Source organism: Streptomyces mayteni (genome assembly GCF_054783955.1).
Genome location: NZ_BAAGPR010000027.1, coordinates 61,287 through 78,612, shown reverse-complemented (window position 1 = coordinate 78,612; position 17,326 = coordinate 61,287). Strand labels below are relative to the sequence as shown.

17 protein-coding genes and 1 pseudogene are annotated in these 17,326 nt (G+C 71.0%); 9 read left to right on the top strand and 9 right to left on the bottom strand.

Annotated features, from left to right (window positions below; all coding sequences use genetic code 11):
- Positions 1–291 precede the first annotated feature (291 nt).
- Positions 292–1,740, top strand: coding sequence for an argininosuccinate synthase (gene argG / locus ACYVPE_RS15285; protein ID WP_461034116.1), 1,449 nt, complete (start codon positions 292–294; stop codon positions 1,738–1,740).
- Between the two features lie 174 nt (positions 1,741–1,914).
- Positions 1,915–3,015: an NADH:flavin oxidoreductase/NADH oxidase gene (locus tag ACYVPE_RS15280; RefSeq protein ID WP_461034115.1), complete on the top strand. Its 1,101-nt coding sequence runs from the start codon at positions 1,915–1,917 to the stop codon at positions 3,013–3,015.
- Positions 3,016–3,036: 21 nt separating this feature from the next.
- Here ACYVPE_RS15280 and ACYVPE_RS15275 read toward each other — a convergent pair whose 3' ends face one another.
- On the bottom strand, positions 3,037–5,124 hold the full coding sequence (locus tag ACYVPE_RS15275; RefSeq protein WP_461034114.1) for a cellulose binding domain-containing protein: 2,088 nt from the start codon (positions 5,122–5,124) through the stop codon (positions 3,037–3,039).
- On the opposite strand from ACYVPE_RS15275, the gene ACYVPE_RS15270 reads away from it, so the two are divergent.
- The gene (locus ACYVPE_RS15270; protein ID WP_461034113.1) at positions 5,110–5,580 is read left to right on the top strand and encodes a family 1 glycosylhydrolase; all 471 of its coding nucleotides are present in this window, start codon (positions 5,110–5,112) and stop codon (positions 5,578–5,580) included. The two genes, ACYVPE_RS15275 and ACYVPE_RS15270, sit on opposite strands and share 15 nt — an antisense overlap.
- 48 nt (positions 5,581–5,628) lie before the next feature.
- Here ACYVPE_RS15270 and ACYVPE_RS15265 read toward each other — a convergent pair whose 3' ends face one another.
- Complete coding sequence (locus tag ACYVPE_RS15265) at positions 5,629–5,832, bottom strand: hypothetical protein (protein ID WP_461034112.1); 204 nt, start codon at positions 5,830–5,832, stop codon at positions 5,629–5,631.
- A 36-nt stretch (positions 5,833–5,868) separates the two neighbouring features.
- Here ACYVPE_RS15265 and ACYVPE_RS15260 point away from each other — a divergent pair, with 36 nt between their 5' ends.
- Both ACYVPE_RS15260 and ACYVPE_RS15255 read left to right on the top strand, forming a co-directional pair.
- Positions 5,869–6,441 carry an IS607 family transposase gene (locus ACYVPE_RS15260; RefSeq protein ID WP_461034111.1) on the top strand — a complete coding sequence of 191 codons (573 nt, stop codon included), beginning with the start codon at positions 5,869–5,871 and terminating at the stop codon, positions 6,439–6,441.
- Complete coding sequence (locus ACYVPE_RS15255) at positions 6,438–7,652, top strand: RNA-guided endonuclease InsQ/TnpB family protein (protein WP_461034110.1); 1,215 nt, start codon at positions 6,438–6,440, stop codon at positions 7,650–7,652. The genes ACYVPE_RS15260 and ACYVPE_RS15255 overlap by 4 nt, the downstream gene beginning before the upstream one ends.
- A 131-nt stretch (positions 7,653–7,783) precedes the next feature.
- On the opposite strand, the gene ACYVPE_RS15250 is transcribed toward ACYVPE_RS15255, so the two are convergent.
- From ACYVPE_RS15250 to ACYVPE_RS15230, 5 genes are all read right to left on the bottom strand, one after another.
- Entirely contained in the window at positions 7,784–7,963 is a 180-nt protein-coding gene (locus ACYVPE_RS15250; protein WP_461034109.1) for a hypothetical protein, read from the bottom strand.
- Between the two features lie 105 nt (positions 7,964–8,068).
- Positions 8,069–8,605 (bottom strand): SDR family NAD(P)-dependent oxidoreductase, encoded by a 537-nt coding sequence (locus tag ACYVPE_RS15245; protein WP_461034119.1) that lies wholly within the window; start codon positions 8,603–8,605, stop codon positions 8,069–8,071.
- Positions 8,606–8,758: 153 nt separating this feature from the next.
- Complete coding sequence (locus ACYVPE_RS15240) at positions 8,759–9,658, bottom strand: helix-turn-helix transcriptional regulator (protein ID WP_461034108.1); 900 nt, start codon at positions 9,656–9,658, stop codon at positions 8,759–8,761.
- Between the two features lie 88 nt (positions 9,659–9,746).
- Positions 9,747–10,997 carry an MFS transporter gene (locus tag ACYVPE_RS15235; RefSeq protein ID WP_461034107.1) on the bottom strand — a complete coding sequence of 417 codons (1,251 nt, stop codon included), beginning with the start codon at positions 10,995–10,997 and terminating at the stop codon, positions 9,747–9,749.
- A gap of 100 nt (positions 10,998–11,097) precedes the next feature.
- Entirely contained in the window at positions 11,098–12,144 is a 1,047-nt protein-coding gene (locus ACYVPE_RS15230) for an NAD(P)-dependent alcohol dehydrogenase (protein ID WP_461034106.1), read from the bottom strand.
- Between the two features lie 264 nt (positions 12,145–12,408).
- Between ACYVPE_RS15230 and ACYVPE_RS15225 the strand changes: the two genes are divergently transcribed.
- On the top strand, positions 12,409–13,287 hold the full coding sequence (locus ACYVPE_RS15225; protein WP_461034105.1) for an aldo/keto reductase: 879 nt from the start codon (positions 12,409–12,411) through the stop codon (positions 13,285–13,287).
- A gap of 60 nt (positions 13,288–13,347) precedes the next feature.
- On the opposite strand, the gene ACYVPE_RS15220 is transcribed toward ACYVPE_RS15225, so the two are convergent.
- Positions 13,348–14,046, bottom strand: coding sequence for a TetR/AcrR family transcriptional regulator (locus tag ACYVPE_RS15220; RefSeq protein WP_461034104.1), 699 nt, complete (start codon positions 14,044–14,046; stop codon positions 13,348–13,350).
- 147 nt (positions 14,047–14,193) lie between these two features.
- Here ACYVPE_RS15220 and ACYVPE_RS15215 point away from each other — a divergent pair, with 147 nt between their 5' ends.
- The gene (locus ACYVPE_RS15215) at positions 14,194–14,871 is read left to right on the top strand and encodes an SDR family NAD(P)-dependent oxidoreductase (protein WP_461034103.1); all 678 of its coding nucleotides are present in this window, start codon (positions 14,194–14,196) and stop codon (positions 14,869–14,871) included.
- 96 nt (positions 14,872–14,967) lie between these two features.
- Entirely contained in the window at positions 14,968–16,044 is a 1,077-nt protein-coding gene (locus ACYVPE_RS15210) for an alpha-L-rhamnosidase-related protein (protein WP_461034102.1), read from the top strand.
- A gap of 45 nt (positions 16,045–16,089) precedes the next feature.
- Here the strand turns inward: ACYVPE_RS15210 and ACYVPE_RS15205 are convergent, their stop codons facing one another.
- The gene (locus ACYVPE_RS15205) at positions 16,090–16,971 is read right to left on the bottom strand and encodes a helix-turn-helix domain-containing protein (RefSeq protein WP_461034101.1); all 882 of its coding nucleotides are present in this window, start codon (positions 16,969–16,971) and stop codon (positions 16,090–16,092) included.
- A 180-nt stretch (positions 16,972–17,151) separates the two neighbouring features.
- Between ACYVPE_RS15205 and ACYVPE_RS15200 the strand changes: the two are divergent.
- Positions 17,152–17,286, top strand: a pseudogene (locus ACYVPE_RS15200) (IMP dehydrogenase); the annotation flags it as partial.
- Positions 17,287–17,326 lie beyond the last annotated feature (40 nt).

Genomic DNA, 17,326 nt, shown 5'->3' with positions numbered 1-17,326 from the left:
CACCCCGCGCGGAGCGCGAGAAAGGGCCCGCGCACCGGCCGGCCCTTTCTCGCGCTGCGCGCGGGGGCCCCGGCCGGGCCGGCCAGGCCCGAGCCTTCGCGCGGCGAAGCCGCGCCCGGCGGCCCGAGGCGGCGATGCCGCCTGGCCGGCCGGTCCGGGCCCCGCGCGAAGCGCGCCCCGCCTCGCGCGGCGATGCCGCGCCCCGCCGCCCGCGTCCCCCGGGGCGGCGCGCGCCGAGGGTCGGTCGATCGCACGTTTGCATGTTCATTCGAGGATGTGCATACTTACGCCATGTCCAAAGTGCTCACCTCCCTGCCTGTCGGCGAGCGCGTCGGGATCGCCTTCTCCGGCGGGCTCGACACCTCGGTAGCGGTCGCCTGGATGCGCGACAAGGGCGCCGTGCCCTGCACGTACACCGCCGACATCGGCCAGTACGACGAGCCCGACATCGCCTCGGTGCCGGGGCGGGCCACGGCGTACGGCGCGGAGGTCGCCCGGCTGGTCGACTGTCGGGCGGCCCTCGTCGAGGAGGGGCTCGCGGCGCTCGCGTGCGGCGCGTTCCACATCCGGTCCGGCGGTCGGGCCTACTTCAACACCACCCCGCTCGGGCGGGCGGTCACCGGCACGCTGCTGGTGCGCGCGATGCTCGAGGACGACGTGCAGATCTGGGGTGACGGCTCCACCTTCAAGGGCAACGACATCGAGCGGTTCTACCGCTACGGCCTGCTCGCCAACCCGTCGCTGCGGATCTACAAGCCGTGGCTGGACGCCGACTTCGTCGGCGAGCTCGGTGGCCGCAAGGAGATGTCGGAGTGGCTGCTGACCCACGGTCTGCCCTACCGGGACAGCGTGGAGAAGGCGTACTCGACGGACGCCAACATCTGGGGCGCCACCCACGAGGCCAAGGCGTTGGAGCACCTGGACGCGGGCGTCGAGCTGGTCGACCCGATCATGGGCGTGCGGTTCTGGGACCCGTCCGTCGACATAGCGGCCGAGGACGTCACGATCGGCTTCGAGCAGGGCCGGCCGGTGACCATCAACGGCAAGGAGTTCGCCTCCGCCGTCGACCTGGTGCTCGAGGCCAACGCCATCGGCGGCCGGCACGGCCTCGGCATGTCGGACCAGATCGAGAACCGGATCATCGAGGCCAAGAGCCGGGGCATCTACGAGGCCCCCGGCATGGCGCTGCTGCACGCGGCCTACGAGCGGCTGGTCAACGCGATCCACAACGAGGACACGCTGGCCGCCTACCACGCCGAAGGCCGGCGGCTCGGCCGGCTGATGTACGAGGGTCGCTGGCTCGACCCGCAGGCGCTGATGCTGCGCGAGTCGCTCCAGCGCTGGGTCGGCACCGCCGTCACCGGCGAGGTCACCCTGCGGCTGCGCCGCGGCGAGGACTACTCGATCCTGGACACCACGGGGCCGGCGTTCAGCTACCACCCGGACAAGCTGTCCATGGAGCGCACCGAGGACGCGGCCTTCGGCCCGCTGGACCGGATCGGCCAGCTGACCATGCGCAACCTCGACATCGCCGACTCCCGCGCCAAGCTGGAGCAGTACGCCGGGCTCGGCATGGTCGGCAGCACCCAGCCGGCGCTGATCGGCGCCGCGCAGGCGGCCGCCACCGGGCTGATCGGCGCGATGCCGCAGGGCGCCGCCGGGGCGATCGCCTCGGACGGCACGGCCTCGGGCGACGACCAGCTGCTCGACCGCGCCGCGATGGAGTTCGGCGCCGACTGACCCCCGCTGATCCCACCCGCCGCCTCGGCTCGGCCCACCCGAGCCGGGGCGGCGTCGTGTGTGGCCCGCGGTGGCGCCGGCCCCGCTCCCGACCTCGGTAGTTTGACAAATCTCGTACTACGAGGGCTATCGTACTGACTGTCGGTTCGTGCCACGCCACCCAGAGGAAACTTCATGAGCCAGCTGTTCACGCCCCTCACGCTGCGGTCGCTGACGATCCCCAACCGCGTGTGGATGTCCCCGATGTGCATGTACTCGGCCGCCGGCGAGGGGCCGGAGACCGGGGTGCCCAGTGACTTCCACCTGGCGCATCTGGCGAGCCGGGCCGCCGGCGGCGCCGGTCTCGTGATGGTGGAGGCCACCGGAGTGCGTCCCGACGGCCGGATCAGCCCCTACGACCTCGGGCTGTGGAACGACCGTCAGCAGGCGGCGCTCGCCCGGATCGCCGAGGCCGTCGGGGAGCGCGGCGCGGTACCGGCGATCCAGCTTGCCCACGCCGGGCGAAAGGGTTCGAGCGAGCGGCCCTGGCTGGGCGGCGGACACGTGCCGGAGTCGGCCGGCGGCTGGCCCACGGTGGCGCCGAGCGCGGTGCCCTTCGGCGACCGGCCGGCGCCCGGGGAGCTCACCGAGCCGGAGATCCAGCGGCTGGTGCGCGACTTCGCCGAGGCCGCCGAGCGGGCCCTGGCCGCCGGCTTCCAGGTGGTCGAGGTGCACGGCGCCCACGGCTACCTGATCAACTCCTTCCTCTCGCCGGTCGCCAACCACCGCGCCGACGCCTACGGCGGCGGTTTCGAGAGCCGGCTGCGGTTCCCGCTCCAGGTGGTGGACGCGGTGCGCGCGGTCTGGCCGGACGAGCTGCCGGTCTTCTTCCGTACCTCGGCCACCGACTGGCTGAGCGAGCACCCGGGCGACGACCGCGAGGGCTGGACCGGGGACGACACCGTGCGCCTGGCCAAGGAGCTCCAGGCGCACGGGGTCGACCTGCTCGACGTGTCGAGCGGCGGCATGGTGCCCGATGCCAAGGTCCCCACCGCGCCCGGCTACCAGGTGCCGTTCGCCGCCCGGGTCCGCGCCGAGGTGGGGCTGCCCACCGGGGCCGTGGGCCTGGTCCGCGAGCCCGCGCAGGCCGAGGAGATCCTCGCCGCCGGCCAGGCGGACGCGGTGCTGCTCGGCCGGCAGCTGCTGCGCGAGCCCTACTGGGCCCACCGCGCCGCGGCCGAGCTCGGTGACCGGCCGTCCTGGCCCGAGCAGTACGGCTACGCGGTCAACCGGTAGATCCAGGAGGAAGCGTCAGCTTCAGGCGGTCCGGCAGACCGTGCCGTTGAGGGTGAAGCTGGTGGGAGTGGGGTTGGCCCCCTCGTTGGCGCCGACGAGGCCGAAGGTGGCGGAGGAGCCGCCGCCGGGCGCGAGGATCGCGTTCTGGCCGTTGTCGGTGGCGTGGACCCGCCGTCCATCGCTGGTGACCTGGGCGTTCCAGGCGCTCTGGACGGACTGGCCGGCGGAGGGCCAGGTGAAGTCCAGGCTCCATCCGTCGATCTGGGTGTCGCCGAGGTTGGAGACGGTGATCGAGGCGACGAAGCCGTTGCTCCAGTTGCCGTCCAGGCGGTAGGCCACCAGGCAGGTGCTGTCCCGTGGTGAGGTGGTGGTGAAGGTCAGCGGCTCGGAGGGGCGGGAGAGTCGGCCGTCGGCGTCTCGCGCCAGAACGTTGACGGTGTGCTCGCTACCCGGGGGCAGGTTGCGCAGGGTCGCGGAGGTGGAGGTCGAGGTCGCCAGCAACTGGGCGTTGGCGCCGAGCCGTTCGTAGACCTCGTAGCGCACTGGCGTGCCGAGGGTGCTGGCCGGCCAGCTCACGGTGGCCGTGGCGCTGTCCACGGCGGTGGCCTCCGGCCTGCCGGGGGCGCTGACGGACGCGTTGCCCGGGGCCGGGGAGACGGTCACGGTGGTGATCGAGTAGGGCGGCAGGACGTGGGAGCCGTCCTCCGGGGCAGGAACCGGGGTGACGTCGGTGTCGCCCCGGGCGTACCGGTGGACGACCGGGGGCTGGGAGTCGGCGGAGAAGCCCGCGTAGTCGATGTCCACCGGATAGGACTGGTCGGGGTTCTTGTTGATCAGCATGACGCTCACGTCGCCGTCGGCCCGATGCACGGCGTGGACCGATACCTGGTCGCTGCTGGACGTCGAGGCCACCATGGTGTCGCCGGGACCGCCGAGCGTGGTGAGGGACTTGAGGCCGTAGTAGGGGTGGAACGGCGTGTGGAGCGGCGGCTGGCAGACGTCCTCGACGCAGCCGCCGCTGGAGAGGAGACCGGCGTCGTTGAAGTCGATCTCGCCGTCGACCCAGTTGATCTGGGTCGGGCCGTTGTGGGTGTTCCACCAGTCGACGTTGAAGACCCCGTTCTCCAGGGCCGTCATGTAGGCGTCGGCGGCGAAGAGGCCGTTGGGCCGGCTGTTCTGCTGGACGTTGGAGTTGACCTCGGTCAGCGCGATGCCGATCTCGGCGGAGCGCTCCCCGGCGTAGCGGTCGATCTGCCGGCGCACCTCGCGTAGTTGGCCCGGCAGCCGGGCGACCCGGTCCAGGGCCTCGTCGGCGCTGGCCCCGCCCGGGTAGGAGTGCACGATGACGAAGTCGACGGTGTCGGCGACCATGGACAGTACGGTGTGGTTCCAGTCGGCTGAGTCGCCGGGGCCGACGATGCCGTCCGGCCAGTCGCCCGGCGTGGTCAGCACGGCACCGATCTCGATGGTCGGGTCGACCGCCCGCATCGCCTCGGCGTAGGCGAGGACGTTACGCGCGTACTCGCTCGGGCTCTTGTCAGGGTGATCGTCCTCCTCCCAGCCGCCCCCGTAATGGCCGTTGCCGTACACCTCGTTGCCGATCTCCCAGTACCTGGCCTCGTAGCCGCGGGTGATGTTGGCGTAGCGGACCCATGCCGCGGCCTCTTCGGGGGTCCCGGTGCCGTAGTTCGCGATGATGATCGGCTGGCCGCCGCTGGCTCGCACCGTGCCCATGAAGGTGTCGAACTCGGTGTTCGGCGCCACGTAGCCGCCGGGCGCGGTGTGGTCCTCCCAGTGGTAGATGTCGCCGTAGGAGCCGCCCGGATAGCGCATCGCACCGATCCCGGCATCGCTCATCAGGGTCACGACCTCGGGATCGTTCATGTGCGCGTCCCAGATCGCGGTGTTGACCCCGAACGCCGCCTCGTCGATCGTCCCGAGCCCAAGCGTCGCGTTGACCGAGACGTCGACGACCTGTTCCTCGGCCGGATCGGCCGCCGCCGGTGTCTGGGCCGCGACCAGGCCAGCGGCGGCCAGCACGGACGCCAGTCCGATGGCGAGCCCCCGGACGGTTCTGGTCCGCGTGAGCGGACGATGTGCGAGCGACATGACCTGCGCCCCTTCCCGGTGAACGTGGCCTGCGGGCCCCTCCGGCGTCCCCATGGGCGGCCGCGCGCTCCCCTCGCAGCCGAGCCCCCCTGTTCTGGGAGCGCTCCCATGATGATGTGTGCATGCCGTGGGCGCGTCAATGTCCGTGCGTCCATGTTTCGCTCTGAAAGCCGGAAAGTTTCTCTGTCTCGGCAGCCGGGCGCAGGGTCGCGCCTCATCGGCGACGGGATCGCCGCACGCGGGTGCCTCCGCTGGTCCGCCTTCGTCAACTTCGAGTGGGCCGAGGGCTATCGGCCCGAGTTCGGCCTCATCGCCGTGGACCGCGCCGCGGGTTTCCGCCGCGAGCCGAAACCGAGCGCCTACGCGTTCCAGCGCGTCGCCGAAAGCGGCGACCTCTCCCGGCGGTGTGAGGTCGTGAGGGGGAACCTCACGGCGTCGAGGAACACCTTGGGGTGAGGCGCACGGCGCTGGGCGGGCTCCGGCCATCCCGCGCCTTCGGGCACGTCAGTCGCGCTGCTGCTCCAGCAGACGTTCCGATATGGTCGTCGCCGCCTGTTTGACCGCGAGCACCGCGTGCTGGACCTCGACGTCGCGCCGCTCGTTCTCGTCCCAGGCGACACCCACGCTACCCAGGGCGGTCTTCTGATCGGTGAGAATGGGGGCCGCGACGCTGTAGACACCGGGGGTGGAAGCTGGTGCTTGATTCATCAGTGTTGTTCAGTCTTCCTCTGTTATGATCTCCGTGTGAGGCTCAGTGATTGGGCGCGTATTCAGGGCGTTCATTATCAGACCGCCTGGAAGTGGGCGCATGAGGGCAAGATGCCTGTTCCGGTGGTGAAGACACCGACGGGCCGGTATCTCGTTCTCGCCGAGGGTGACCGTGCGGGCGGTGCTGTCGCGCTGTACGCACGGGTCTCCTCAGTCGACCAGAAGCCGGACCTTGATCGGCAGGTGGCCCGACTCACACAGTGGGCCACTGGCAACAAGCTGACCGTCGCCAGGGTTGTATCCGAGGTTGGTTCGGCACTCAACGGTGCTCGTCCGAAGCTCAAGCGGCTACTTGCCGACCCGGACGTTTCCGTGATCGTGGTCGAACACCGTGACCGGCTCGCCCGGTTCGGCGTGGAGTACATCGAGGCCGCACTGTCGGCGCAGGGCCGTACCGTACGCGTCGTCGACGAAGGCGAAGTCCCTGACGATCTGGTGCGCGACATGACGGACGTGCTCACATCGTTCTGCGCCCGCCTGTATGGCAAGCGGGCCGCGAAGAACCGGGCGCGGAAGGCGCTCGCCGCAGCAGCGGAGGACGCCGAATGAGCCATAAGCAGGGACTTCGCTTCGAACTCGCCCCGACCGCCGAGCAGGCCGTCCTCATGGGGCGTCATTGCGGCCTGTCACGGGCGGTGGAGAACTTCTGCCTTCAGACCGTTCTCAAGAAGTACGCGCAACGCAAGGCCGAGGAGACCTACGGCATGACCGGTGAGGACCTGACGAAGGTGCCGTGGTCCGCTCCCGCTCTGGAGAAGGAGTGGCGCGCCGCTCATCCTGAGCGCTACCCGTGGTTCGTGGAGAACGGGATGTCCTCCCGTGTGCCGAAGGAAGCGTGCCGGGTGCGTGCGGCCGGGTTCTCCCACTACCTCAAGTCCTTCAAGGGCGAGCGCAAGGGCGCCCGGCTCGGGTTCCCGAAGTGGCGTAAGCGCAAGCACGGTTCCCGCTTCCGCTACGACGCCGACCGCGCTAAGCCTCGTGACGCACGCACGGTGCGCCTGCCCGCGATCGGAGACGTGGCGGCGGGTGAGGACATGTCCTGGCTCACCGATCGCATGGAGAACGGTTCCGCTCGGATACTCGGCAGCACGGTGCGTGAGCAGGCCAGACGCTGGTGGATCTCCTTCCAGATCGAAGTTGACCGGGATGACATCAACAAACACCACCGGGTGGATACCGACGCCCCAGTGTGCGGTATCGATCTGGGCTTGAAGACCTTCGCCGTCATCAAGAACAGCGACGGCACCACCGAGGAGATCCAGGCCCCGAAGCCGCTCAAGGCCGCACAGCGTGCTCTCAAACGCGCCAACCGCAAGCTCGCCCGCTCGGCTGAGGACTCCAAGAACAGGTCCAAGGCCCGCAAGCGTGTCGGGCAGCTCCATCTTCGTGTCGCCGACCGGCGACGGGACTTCCTGCATAAGACCACGACGCGGCTGACGAGAACCAAGTCGGCCATTGCCGTGGAGACCCTGCACGTCAAGGGCATGGTTCAAAACCGCAGACTGGCCCGCGCCGTCTCCGACGCCGGGTTCGCCGAATTCGTCCGCCAGCTCGACTACAAGGCCGACTGGTACGGCGCGACCGTATGGAAGGCCGACCGCTGGTTCCCGTCCTCGAAGACGTGCGGGGACTGCGGCCGGATCAACCGTGCCTTGGTCCTGGCTGACCGGACCTGGGTGTGCCCCGGCTGCGGAGTCGTCCACGACCGGGACCACAACGCAGCCGGGAACCTCCTGGACGCGATGCTCAAAGCGCTCTGAGAAACAGCTCGCCGGGAAGTTGCCCGGAGAGTCGAAACGCCTCGTGGAGACCACGTAAGACCTCACTCTCCGGAGTCGGCTGCGGTCGATGAAGCAGGAAGAAGATCAGCGAAAGAATCGCTGAGATTCACTCAACGGTTGAACTCTCCCACGGTCGGTCGGACGTAGCCGTTCTTCTTCATCTCACCCAGGGTCGCGCGGAAGGCGCTCCACGTGTCGCCCAGCCCGGCATTCTCGATTTCGCCGCCCTGACGAGCGTAGATGGCTTTCAGGCGGTGGTGGGGGAGATGCGCCAGGATGACCTTCGACACCGCGCCTTGAAACAGCGGGCGTCGTTGCCCGCGGCTGAACCGGTTGTCGGGGCTCAGCGGGGCTCGGGCCTCGCCGACACACAGGACCGCGTCACGCGGAGGAGGTCAGACGGGTGGGAGCTCTTCGGCGAAGACGCGGAACTCCGCCGGGTGGGTGTGCAGGTGCCAGAGCCTGGCCGCGAGGACGTCGGGGTCGTGGGTCGGGTGCCCGGGGCGGATGGCGCCGGGGATGATGAGCTGGCCGACGTGGATGTTCTCCGTGGCGAGGGTGTCGTGCAGCATCTTCGCGAAGGCGCCCTGTCCGGCGAACGCGATCGAGGTGCCCGCCACCCTCGGGTTCGGCCGGGCCCCGGAGCCGCCGTTGACGAACAGGATCGTCCCGTGGCCGAGGGACCGCATGCCGTGGAGCACCTGGTGCACCGCCGTGACGGGGCCGTAGAGGGAGAACTCCACGGCGCCGACGAGGTCGTCCGGGGTGGTCTCCAGCACGGGACGGAGGAACTCCTTCTGCGGCAGCGGGCTGTACTCCAGGACCTCGATCGGCCCGAGTTCCCGCGACGCGCGGTCGAGTGCCTCGGTGAGTGATGCGGGATCACGGACGCTGGCGGCGTACCCGCGGGCCGCGTAGCCCTCGGCCTCCAGGTCCGCGGCGAGCGCGTCCAGGCGCTCCTGGCTGCGGGAGATCAGCGCGAGGTCGAAGGCCCTCGGCCCCGAACCTGCGGGCGACGGCGGCGCCGAGGCCCCGGCCCGCGCCGACGATGGCGATGGTGGTCATGATGCTCCTGTGCTTCCGGGTCAGAACTCTGGCGCCGGATTCGGCGCGCCCGTGGTGTCGTGCCGGCGCCGCTCCTCGTCCCGGGTGGCGGCCCAGCTGGCCAGCAGTGCGAACTTGTCGGCGGAGTCGGTGCCCGGCGGGACGCTGTAGGTCACGATCTGGAGCCCCACCTCTCCCGGCATCTCGAAGACGTCGAAGGCGACCTCGATCAGGCCGACCTCGGGGTGCCGGAAGGACTTCACGCCGTTGCGGTGCTCATGGACGTCGTGGCCGGCCCAGTCCTCGCGGAAGCACGGGCTGCGGGTGGAGAGTTCGCCGATGAGCGCGGTGAGCTGGGTGTTGAGCGGATCGCGTCCGGCTTCGAGACGCATCATCGCCGCCGTGGTGCGGCGGGCCAGTGGCCAGTCGACGTAGTACTCACGGGCCCGGGGGTCGAGGAAGACGAACCTGGCGATGTTCGGGGTGCCCTCGGTGTCGAACTGCGGTGCGTACAGAGCCCGGCCCATCAGGTTGGCCGCGACGAGGTCCTGGTTCGCGTTGTGCACGATCGCCGGCACGGTCATGTGGTCCAGCACCCGCTGCACCGAGGTGCGCACGGCCTGGGCGGCCGGTTGCTTGCGGCGGGCCGCCGCCGTGGCCGGGGCGGTGCGTGCCAGATCGAACAGGTACTCGCGTTCGGTGTCGTTGAGCCGCAGCGCTCGGGCGATCGCGTTGAGCACGCTCTCCGAGGCGCCGCGAATGTTGCCGCGCTCCAGCCTCGTGTAGTAGTCGAGGCTGACACCGGCGAGCATCGCGACCTCCTCGCGGCGCAGTCCTGGCACCCGTCGTTCCCCGCCGAAGTCGGGGATGCCCGCCTGCTCGGGGGTGACGTTCGCGCGACGGGAGATCAGGAACTCCCGCACCTCGTCCTTGGTGCTCATGTCTGCCACGGTAGAGCCGTCAGGCCGTGAGGTGGGGGGTTCTCCCGGTACCCCCCACCCCTGACACGCGTCACGGGAACCGAACGGATCACCTGCGCACCGTCGCGGACGGCGCCGGCCCGGCCCCGGCGGTGGCGACCACCCGTGACCGGCCGCGCCGCTCGATCAGGGTGAGCGCGCCCAGAGGCAGGAAGATCAGCGTGGTGAAGACCGTGCCCACGATGGCCGGAGCGAGGGCTCCCACGCTCGACTGGAGGGCGGCCCCGGTGATCCCGGTGCCGATGGCGGTGCCGAGGTTGAAGATCGACGCCGGCATGGCGGCGGCGAGAGTGGGGGCGTCGCCGCCGAACCTGACGGCCAGCGACACCAGGATCGGATTCGCCGACAGGCCGACCAGACCCAGCAGGGTGAACGAGACCAGCAGCGGAACCGGCTCGGTGGAGAACACCCACACGCCGATCGACGCCAGAACGGTGGCTCCCGCAGTGGCGAGCGAGGTCGCGTAGGGGCGGGTGTCGCCGAGTCGGCCTCCGACGACGTTGCCGACGAGCGCGGCGATCCCGAAGCCCATCAGCGCGAACGGGATCGTCGTGCCGGCGAGCCCGGCGCGGTCGGTCAGCAGCGGGGCGATGTAGCTGTAGATGGACAGCACCCCGCCGGTGATCATGGCGCAGGTCGCCAGGGTGAGCCACAGGCGTCCGCTGCGCAGCACGCGGAGCTCGGCGCCGACGGAGGGCACGCCTCGGCGGGGCCCCTCGGCGGGGACGAGCCGTGCGACGACGACCGCGGTGGCGGCGGCCAGGACGGCAAGCGCCCAGAAGGTGCCGCGCCAGCCGATGAGCTGGCCGCTGAAGGAGCCGAGGGGGACGCCGAGGACGTTGGCGAGCATGGCGCCGCCCAGCACGAGCCCGAGGGCGCGGGAACTCGCGGCGGGGCCGGCGGCCTGGGCGGCGGCGATGGATCCGACCGCCCAGAACGCGCCGGTCGCCACGGCGGTCAGGAACCGGGCGGCGAGCATCACGGCGAAGCTGCCGGTGAGCGCCACGACCACGTGCCCGACGGCGAACACGACCAGGGCGAGCGTCAGGGTCAGCCGGCGTGGGAGGCGCAGCGTGAGCAGCGACAGGGAGGGGGCGCCGAGGATCATGCCGACCGCGAACACGGTGATCGCCACCCCGGCGTGAGCGACCGTGGTGTCGAAGCTGGCCGCCATCTCGGGGAGGAGGCCGGCGATCACGAACTCGGTGGTCCCCATGAGGAAGGTGCCCGCGGCCAGGACGTAGATCATCAACGGCAGACGGGGCCCGTGCGGGGCGGCGGAGGCAGGGGAGTGGGACATGGGTGGCTTTCTGGGACGGCCGTGGAGGCGGGCGAGCACGTCGCCGGTGGCGGGGGACACGTGCTCCCGCCACCACGGCCCACGGTGGGGACGGGCCGGACTACTCGCCGAGGGTGCTGGTGTCGATGACGAACCGGTAGCGGACGTCGGAGGCGAGCACGCGCTCCCATGCCTCGTTGATCTGGTCGGCGCGGATGGTCTCGACCTCGGGGGCGATGCCGTGCTCGGCGCAGAAGTCGAGCATCTCCTGGGTCTCGGCGATACCGCCGATCTTCGACCCGGCGAAGGAACGACGGTTGTCGAAGAGCGTGAACAGGGTCACCGGGACGGCCTCGGGCGGGGCCCCGACGCTCACGATCGTGCCGTGCAGCCTCAGCAGGCCCAGGTAGGCGTCCAGGTCGATCGGGGCGCTGACCGTGTTCACGATCAGGTCGAAGGTGTTCGCCAGCTCCTTGAACGTCGCCGGGTCGCTGGTGGCGTGGTAGTGGTCGGCGCCGAACCGCAGGCCGTCGTCGCGCTTGCGCAGGCTCTGCGAGAGCACGGTCACCTCGGCGCCGAGGGCGTGGGCGATCTTGACGGCCAGGTGGCCGAGGCCGCCCATCCCGACGACGGCGACCTTCTTGCCAGGGCCGGCGTTCCAGCGCCGCAGCGGCGAGTACGTCGTGATCCCGGCGCACAGCAGCGGAGCGGCCTTCTCGAACGGGATCGCCTCGGGGATCCGCAGCACGAAGTGCTCGTCGACGACGATCTGCGTCGAGTAGCCGCCCTGGGTGACGTCGCCGGCCCGGTCGACGCCGTTGTAGGTGTCGGTGAACCCGTTCAGGCAGTACTGCTCGTGGCCGGCCAGGCAGTTCTCGCACTCGCGGCACGAGTCGACCATGCAGCCCACGCCGACCCGGTCGCCGACCCGGTGCCCGGTGACCTCCGAGCCGACCTGGGCGACGGTGCCGGCGATCTCGTGGCCCACCGTGAGGGGGTACTGGACCGGCCCCCAGTCGCCACGGACGGTGTGGATGTCGGAGTGGCAGATCCCGGCCCAGGCGATCTCGATCAGCACGTCCTTCGGGCCCACCGCGCGCCGCTCGATCGTCCCGGGAACGAGCGGGTCGGTCGCGGAGGTCGCGGCATAGGCGCGTACGACTGTCATCGGGGGTCCTTCTCGATAGACGAATGCGGTGATCGCTCCCCGGGCGGTGCGACGGCGCGGGCCCGGAGCGGGGGAAACGGGGCGACTCGGCCCTCGCTGTTTCCCAGGTAACCACCGCGACGCACCCGACCGGGAGGCACTCTCAGAACCCCCCGCCGCCACGGGACACGCCGCTAACGTGGCAGGACGTCCGCACCAGGACCGCCGGCGCGCCAGCCGAACGTCCACGTCGAACGTCGAACGTCGAACGGGAGTGACTCAGCGATGCAGCAGCGCACCATCGGGGATGTCCAGGTCAGCGCCATCGGTCTCGGGGGGATGCCGATGTCGGTCGAGGGCCGCCCGGACGAGGACCGCTCCGTCGCCACGATCCACGCCGCCCTCGACGCCGGCGCCACGCTCATCGACACCGCCGACGCCTACCACCTCGGCGCCGACGCCGTGGGACACGACGAGACCGGCCACAACGAGTCGCTGATCGCCAGGGCCCTGACGTCGTGGGGCGGCGACACCTCCGGCATCCTCGTCGCCACCAAGGGCGGCCACCTGCGCACCCAGGACGGCACCTGGATCCTCGACGGCCGGCCCGAACACCTCAAGCGGGCCGCGAAGCAGTCCGCCGCCCGGCTCGGCGTCGAGGCCATCGGTCTCTACCAGCACCACCGGCCCGACCCGGAGGTCCCCTACGCGGAGACCATCGGAGCCCTCGCCGAGCTCCTCGACGAGGGCGTCATCCGCCTGGCCGGCATCTCCAACGCCGACCCGGACCAGATCCGGCAGGCCAACGACGTCCTCGGCGGTCGACTCGCCTCCGTGCAGAACCAGTTCTCACCCGGCTTCCTCTCCAGCCGCCCCGAACTGGACCTGTGCGCCGAACTCGGCATCGCCTTCCTCCCCTGGTCGCCCCTCGGCGGCATCGGACACGCCGGAGAACTGGCCGCCCGCCACGCCGCGTTCGACGCGATCGCGCAGCGGCACGGCGTCAGCCCCCAGCAGGTCTGCCTCGCCTGGGAGTTGTCCCTCTCACCCACGGTCATCCCGATCCCCGGCGCCTCCCGCCCCTCGACCATCCGCGACTCCCTCCGCGCACTCGACCTCACCCTCACCGCCGAGGAACTCGCGTCCCTCGGCGAGCCGCGGTAGCGCACCACGCGAGGGTCCTGAACCTGGGCCGGGTACGTGCGGGTGGTGGCCGGTGAGGGTTCAGCTGGTCTTGCCCGGTTCCGGTGTGATGGTGCCGGCCGGGCTGGCGCGGAGCATGGCCTGGTAGAGGGCGTCATGTTCGGGTGAGGCGGGCAGGGGGCCGCGGGCCGGGGCCTCGAAGGACTGGACGAAGAGGGCGAGGACCCGTCGCCAGGCGTCGGGGGCGGCGTCGCCCGTGGCGTTGACGACGCCGGCGTTGGCCATGTGGATCAGCACCAGGTCCGAGGGGTCGAAGTCCGCGCGCAGCCGGCCGGTGGCCTTGACGCGGTCGATGAGCCGCACCATGGCCTCGTACGCCTCTTCGCGGCGCCGCTCCAGGACCTTGGCGGTGGGGAAGGTCATGGTCAACACGTCGGCGAAGCCGTGGTCGGCGGCCTGCATCGCGCAGGCGGTCTCCAGGTATCCGACGAATCCGTGCCAGGGGTCGGGGTCCTCCAGGGCGACGGCGACCGCCTCGGCGTAGGCGTCCATCCGGTCGGCGAAGACGGCGGCGACCAGGTCCTCCTTGGCCGGGAAGTGGCGGAGGATGGTGGCGATCCCCACTCCCGCCTCGCGGGCCACGGACGCCATGGACGCGTTCAGGCCGTCGCGGCCGAGTACCTTGCGTCCGGCGGCGATGATCCGCCCCCGGTTGCGCTCGGCGTCGCTGCGCAGCGGCTGCGTGCCGGGGGTGTCGCGGGACCTGGCGCCGGGTGTCATGCCGGTCAGCCTAGCAATCGGATTGCCCTATCCGTTTTCGGTGGTACGGTGGACGGTGGCGAACCGGATAGAGCTATCCGAATCCGAAACGGAGAGGCCTATCCGATCTCCGTGTCATTCACCCGCAAGGTTTTCGAAAGGACTGCTGTGACCAGCATCGCCATCGTCGGAGCCGGCCCTCAGATGGGCCTGGCCATCGCCCGCACCTTCGGCTCCCAGGGCTTCGACGTCGCCCTGATCTCCCGCAACCGCGACAAGCTCGACGGGCTCGCCGAGCTGCTCGGCGCCGAGGGCGTCACCGCGGCCGCGTTCCCCGCGAGCGTGCTCGACCACGACGCGCTCACCCGGGCCCTCGAGGATGCCGCCGACCGGTTCGGCGGGATCGACGTCCTGGAGTACTCCCCGCTCGCCATCGAATCCACCGCGCTGGCCACCCCGGCCGAGAGCGACCCCTCCCACATCCAGGACCAGATCGAGTTCCAGCTCTACGGGGCCATGGCCGCCACCAAGGCCGTGCTGCCCGCGATGCGCGAGGCCGGCGCGGGCACCCTGCTCTACACCACAGGTGCCGGCTCCCTCGACCCGCTGCCGGTGGTCGGCAACGTCAACGCCGCCGCGGCGGCGCTGCGCAACTGGGTGGTCAACCTGCACAAGGAGCTGGCCGGCACCGGCATCCAGGCCGCCCACGTCGCCATCGACGTAGCGCTCGGCGGTGCCTCCATCGACCCCACGCTCAAGACGGCCGCGGCCGAGGACGTCGCCCCCGTCTACTGGGAGTTGCACACCGCCAAGCGCGACCAGGCCGAGCTCGTCTTCAAGGGCTGAGCCGGTATCGGCTTCTCGCGTCGAACCCCGATCGCGCCGTGGCCACCCGTGCCGCGGCGCGATCACGGAGAGCCCCCGAACGACGGGATCCTGCCGATGAGCGTGGTGGGCGAGATCGAGAGCGGGGGCGGGCTCACGATCGGCGACTGGTCGCTCAGCTGGATCCACGGCCTGCACAACCTCTACCGGTACGAGGGCGACGAGGAGTTCCTCCGCGCGCACCTCTCCACCGCCGAGGGCATACTCCGCTGGTTCGCCCGCTCCGTCGACGCGCGCGGCACACTCGGCGACGTGCCCGAATGGAACCTCGTCGACTGGGCGAGCCTCTTCCTGAGCGGTCGCAGCTCCATCCTGACCGCCCTGTGGGCACGCGGTCTCCGCGAGTTCACCGAGATCGCCGAGGCGTTGGGCGACCACGGCCGCGCCCGGTGGGCACAGGAGCTCCACGAACGGGCGCGCGAGGGGTTCGAGGACTTCTGGGACGCACGACGCGGCGTCTACCTCGATCACATCGTGGACGGCGAGCCGCGCCTGCCCGCCTCGCAGGCCGCCGGTGCGGCGGCGATCGTCTCAGGACTCGCGCCCCGCGAGCGGTGGTCGGCGATCGTGAGCACGATCACCGATCCCGAGCGGCTCGTGGTCCGGTCGTGGATCGGCCGCGCGGACGGCTCCTACGACCTGGCGAGGATGCGGGAGCAGACGCTGCGCCCGCTGGCCGCGGACTGGGACGTCGAATCCCAGATCGTCGTCGCGCAGCCGTTCTTCGGCTACACCGTCCACGACGCGGTCGCGCTCGCCGGCCACGCCGACCGGCTCCCCGAACTGCTCCGCAGGTGGACTCCGTTCCTCACCGACGGATACGACACGTTCGGCGAGTGCTGGGGATGGGGAACACCCGCGCACGGCTGGAGCGCGACCCCCGCTCGGGACCTCGTCGCGTACGTCCTCGGTATCCAACCGGGATCGCCCGGCTTCCGCACCGCACGGATCGCCCCACGACCGGGAGGGCTCCGCCGGCTGGCGGGCGCGGTGCCGTCACCGTCCGGCCTCGTCGAGGTGCGGGTCGACGGCCGCGACGTCGAGGTGCGCAGCCCGGTCGAGGTGGAGTTCGTGCACACCGACGGAAGCGTGCAGACGCTTCGCGCCGGGGAGCACGTGTTGCGGCTCCGCTGAACCGACGAGCGCTCGGCGGAGCGGGCCGGTCGAGGCCATGGCCCCTCAGGTGAGGTTCTCGGAGGTGGGCAGGTGGTGTTCGGCGGCCCAGGAGGCGAGGATACGCAGCCGGTCGTGGGTGGGGGAGCCGGGCCTGGCGGTCCAGACGGTCAGGTGCTGGTCGGGGTCGGTGTTGGCGGTGAGGGTGTCCCAGTCGAGGACGAGTTCTCCGACGACGGGGTGGTCGAGGGTCTTGGTGCCGATGGTGCGGGCGGCGACCTGGTGCTCGCCCCACCACTGGGCGAACTGCTTGTCGCGCAGCGAGAGCTCGCCGACGAGCGCGATCAGGCGGGGGTCCTCGGGGTACTTGGCGGCCTCCATCCGCAGCTGCGCGACGGCGGTCCTGGCCGAGGTCGTCCAGTCCGCGTACCGCGTCCGCATCGCCGGGTCCACGAAGAGGATCCGCGGATAGTTGCGGTGCTTCTCCGGGAGGCGGGAGAAGTCGGTGACCAGCGCGGCGGCCAGCGCGTTCCAGGCGAGGATGTCGCCGCGCCTGCCCTGGACCAGGGCGGGGGTCGCGGTGAGGTCGTCAAGGACCCGTTGGAGCTGGGGCTGCACCGTCTGCCGCCCCCGGCGCCGGGGGCGGGTGGTGGTCCTGCCGGCGAGCTGGAAGAGGTAGTCCCGCTGGTCGTCGTCCAGGTGGAGGACCCGGGCCAGGGTGTCGAGCACCGGGGCGGATGCCTGCATCCGACCCTGTTCGAGCCGGATGTAGTAGTCGGTGCTGATGGAGGCGAGCTGGGCGACCTCCTCGCGGCGCAGCCCGGCGACCCGGCGGGGGCCGCCCGTCTCCGGCAGCCCGACGGTGCGAGGGCTGAGCTCGGAGCGGCGCTTCCTGAGGAATTCTCCCAGCTCGTTGAGGGGGACGTTGCCGGCCATGCTCCCCAGCATGGCACCGGTCGCCGCCGGGGAAGGGGGGAGAGTTTCCTCCCAGGATGCTTCCCTCCCGGGAGGGAATCCTCCACTTCTCGCGCCCGCCCTCGGGTGTGAGGCTCGATCGCGAGCGGTCCCGTCGACGCACTCCTCCCCAGCCCGCTGACCCTCTCCGACGTCATGGGTACCGGTTGGTACCTCGTCCAGCGGGTCCTCGACGGCCGCATCGACCCCGGCAAGGTCCTCGACCTCACGCTGCCCCTGGCGCGGGTCGCCGACGGCTACCGGGCGATGGACGAGCGCCGCGCCCTCAAGGCCCTCCTCACTCCCTGACCGGCTTCGCCCCTCCCGACCGAATCCCCTGGACTCCCCG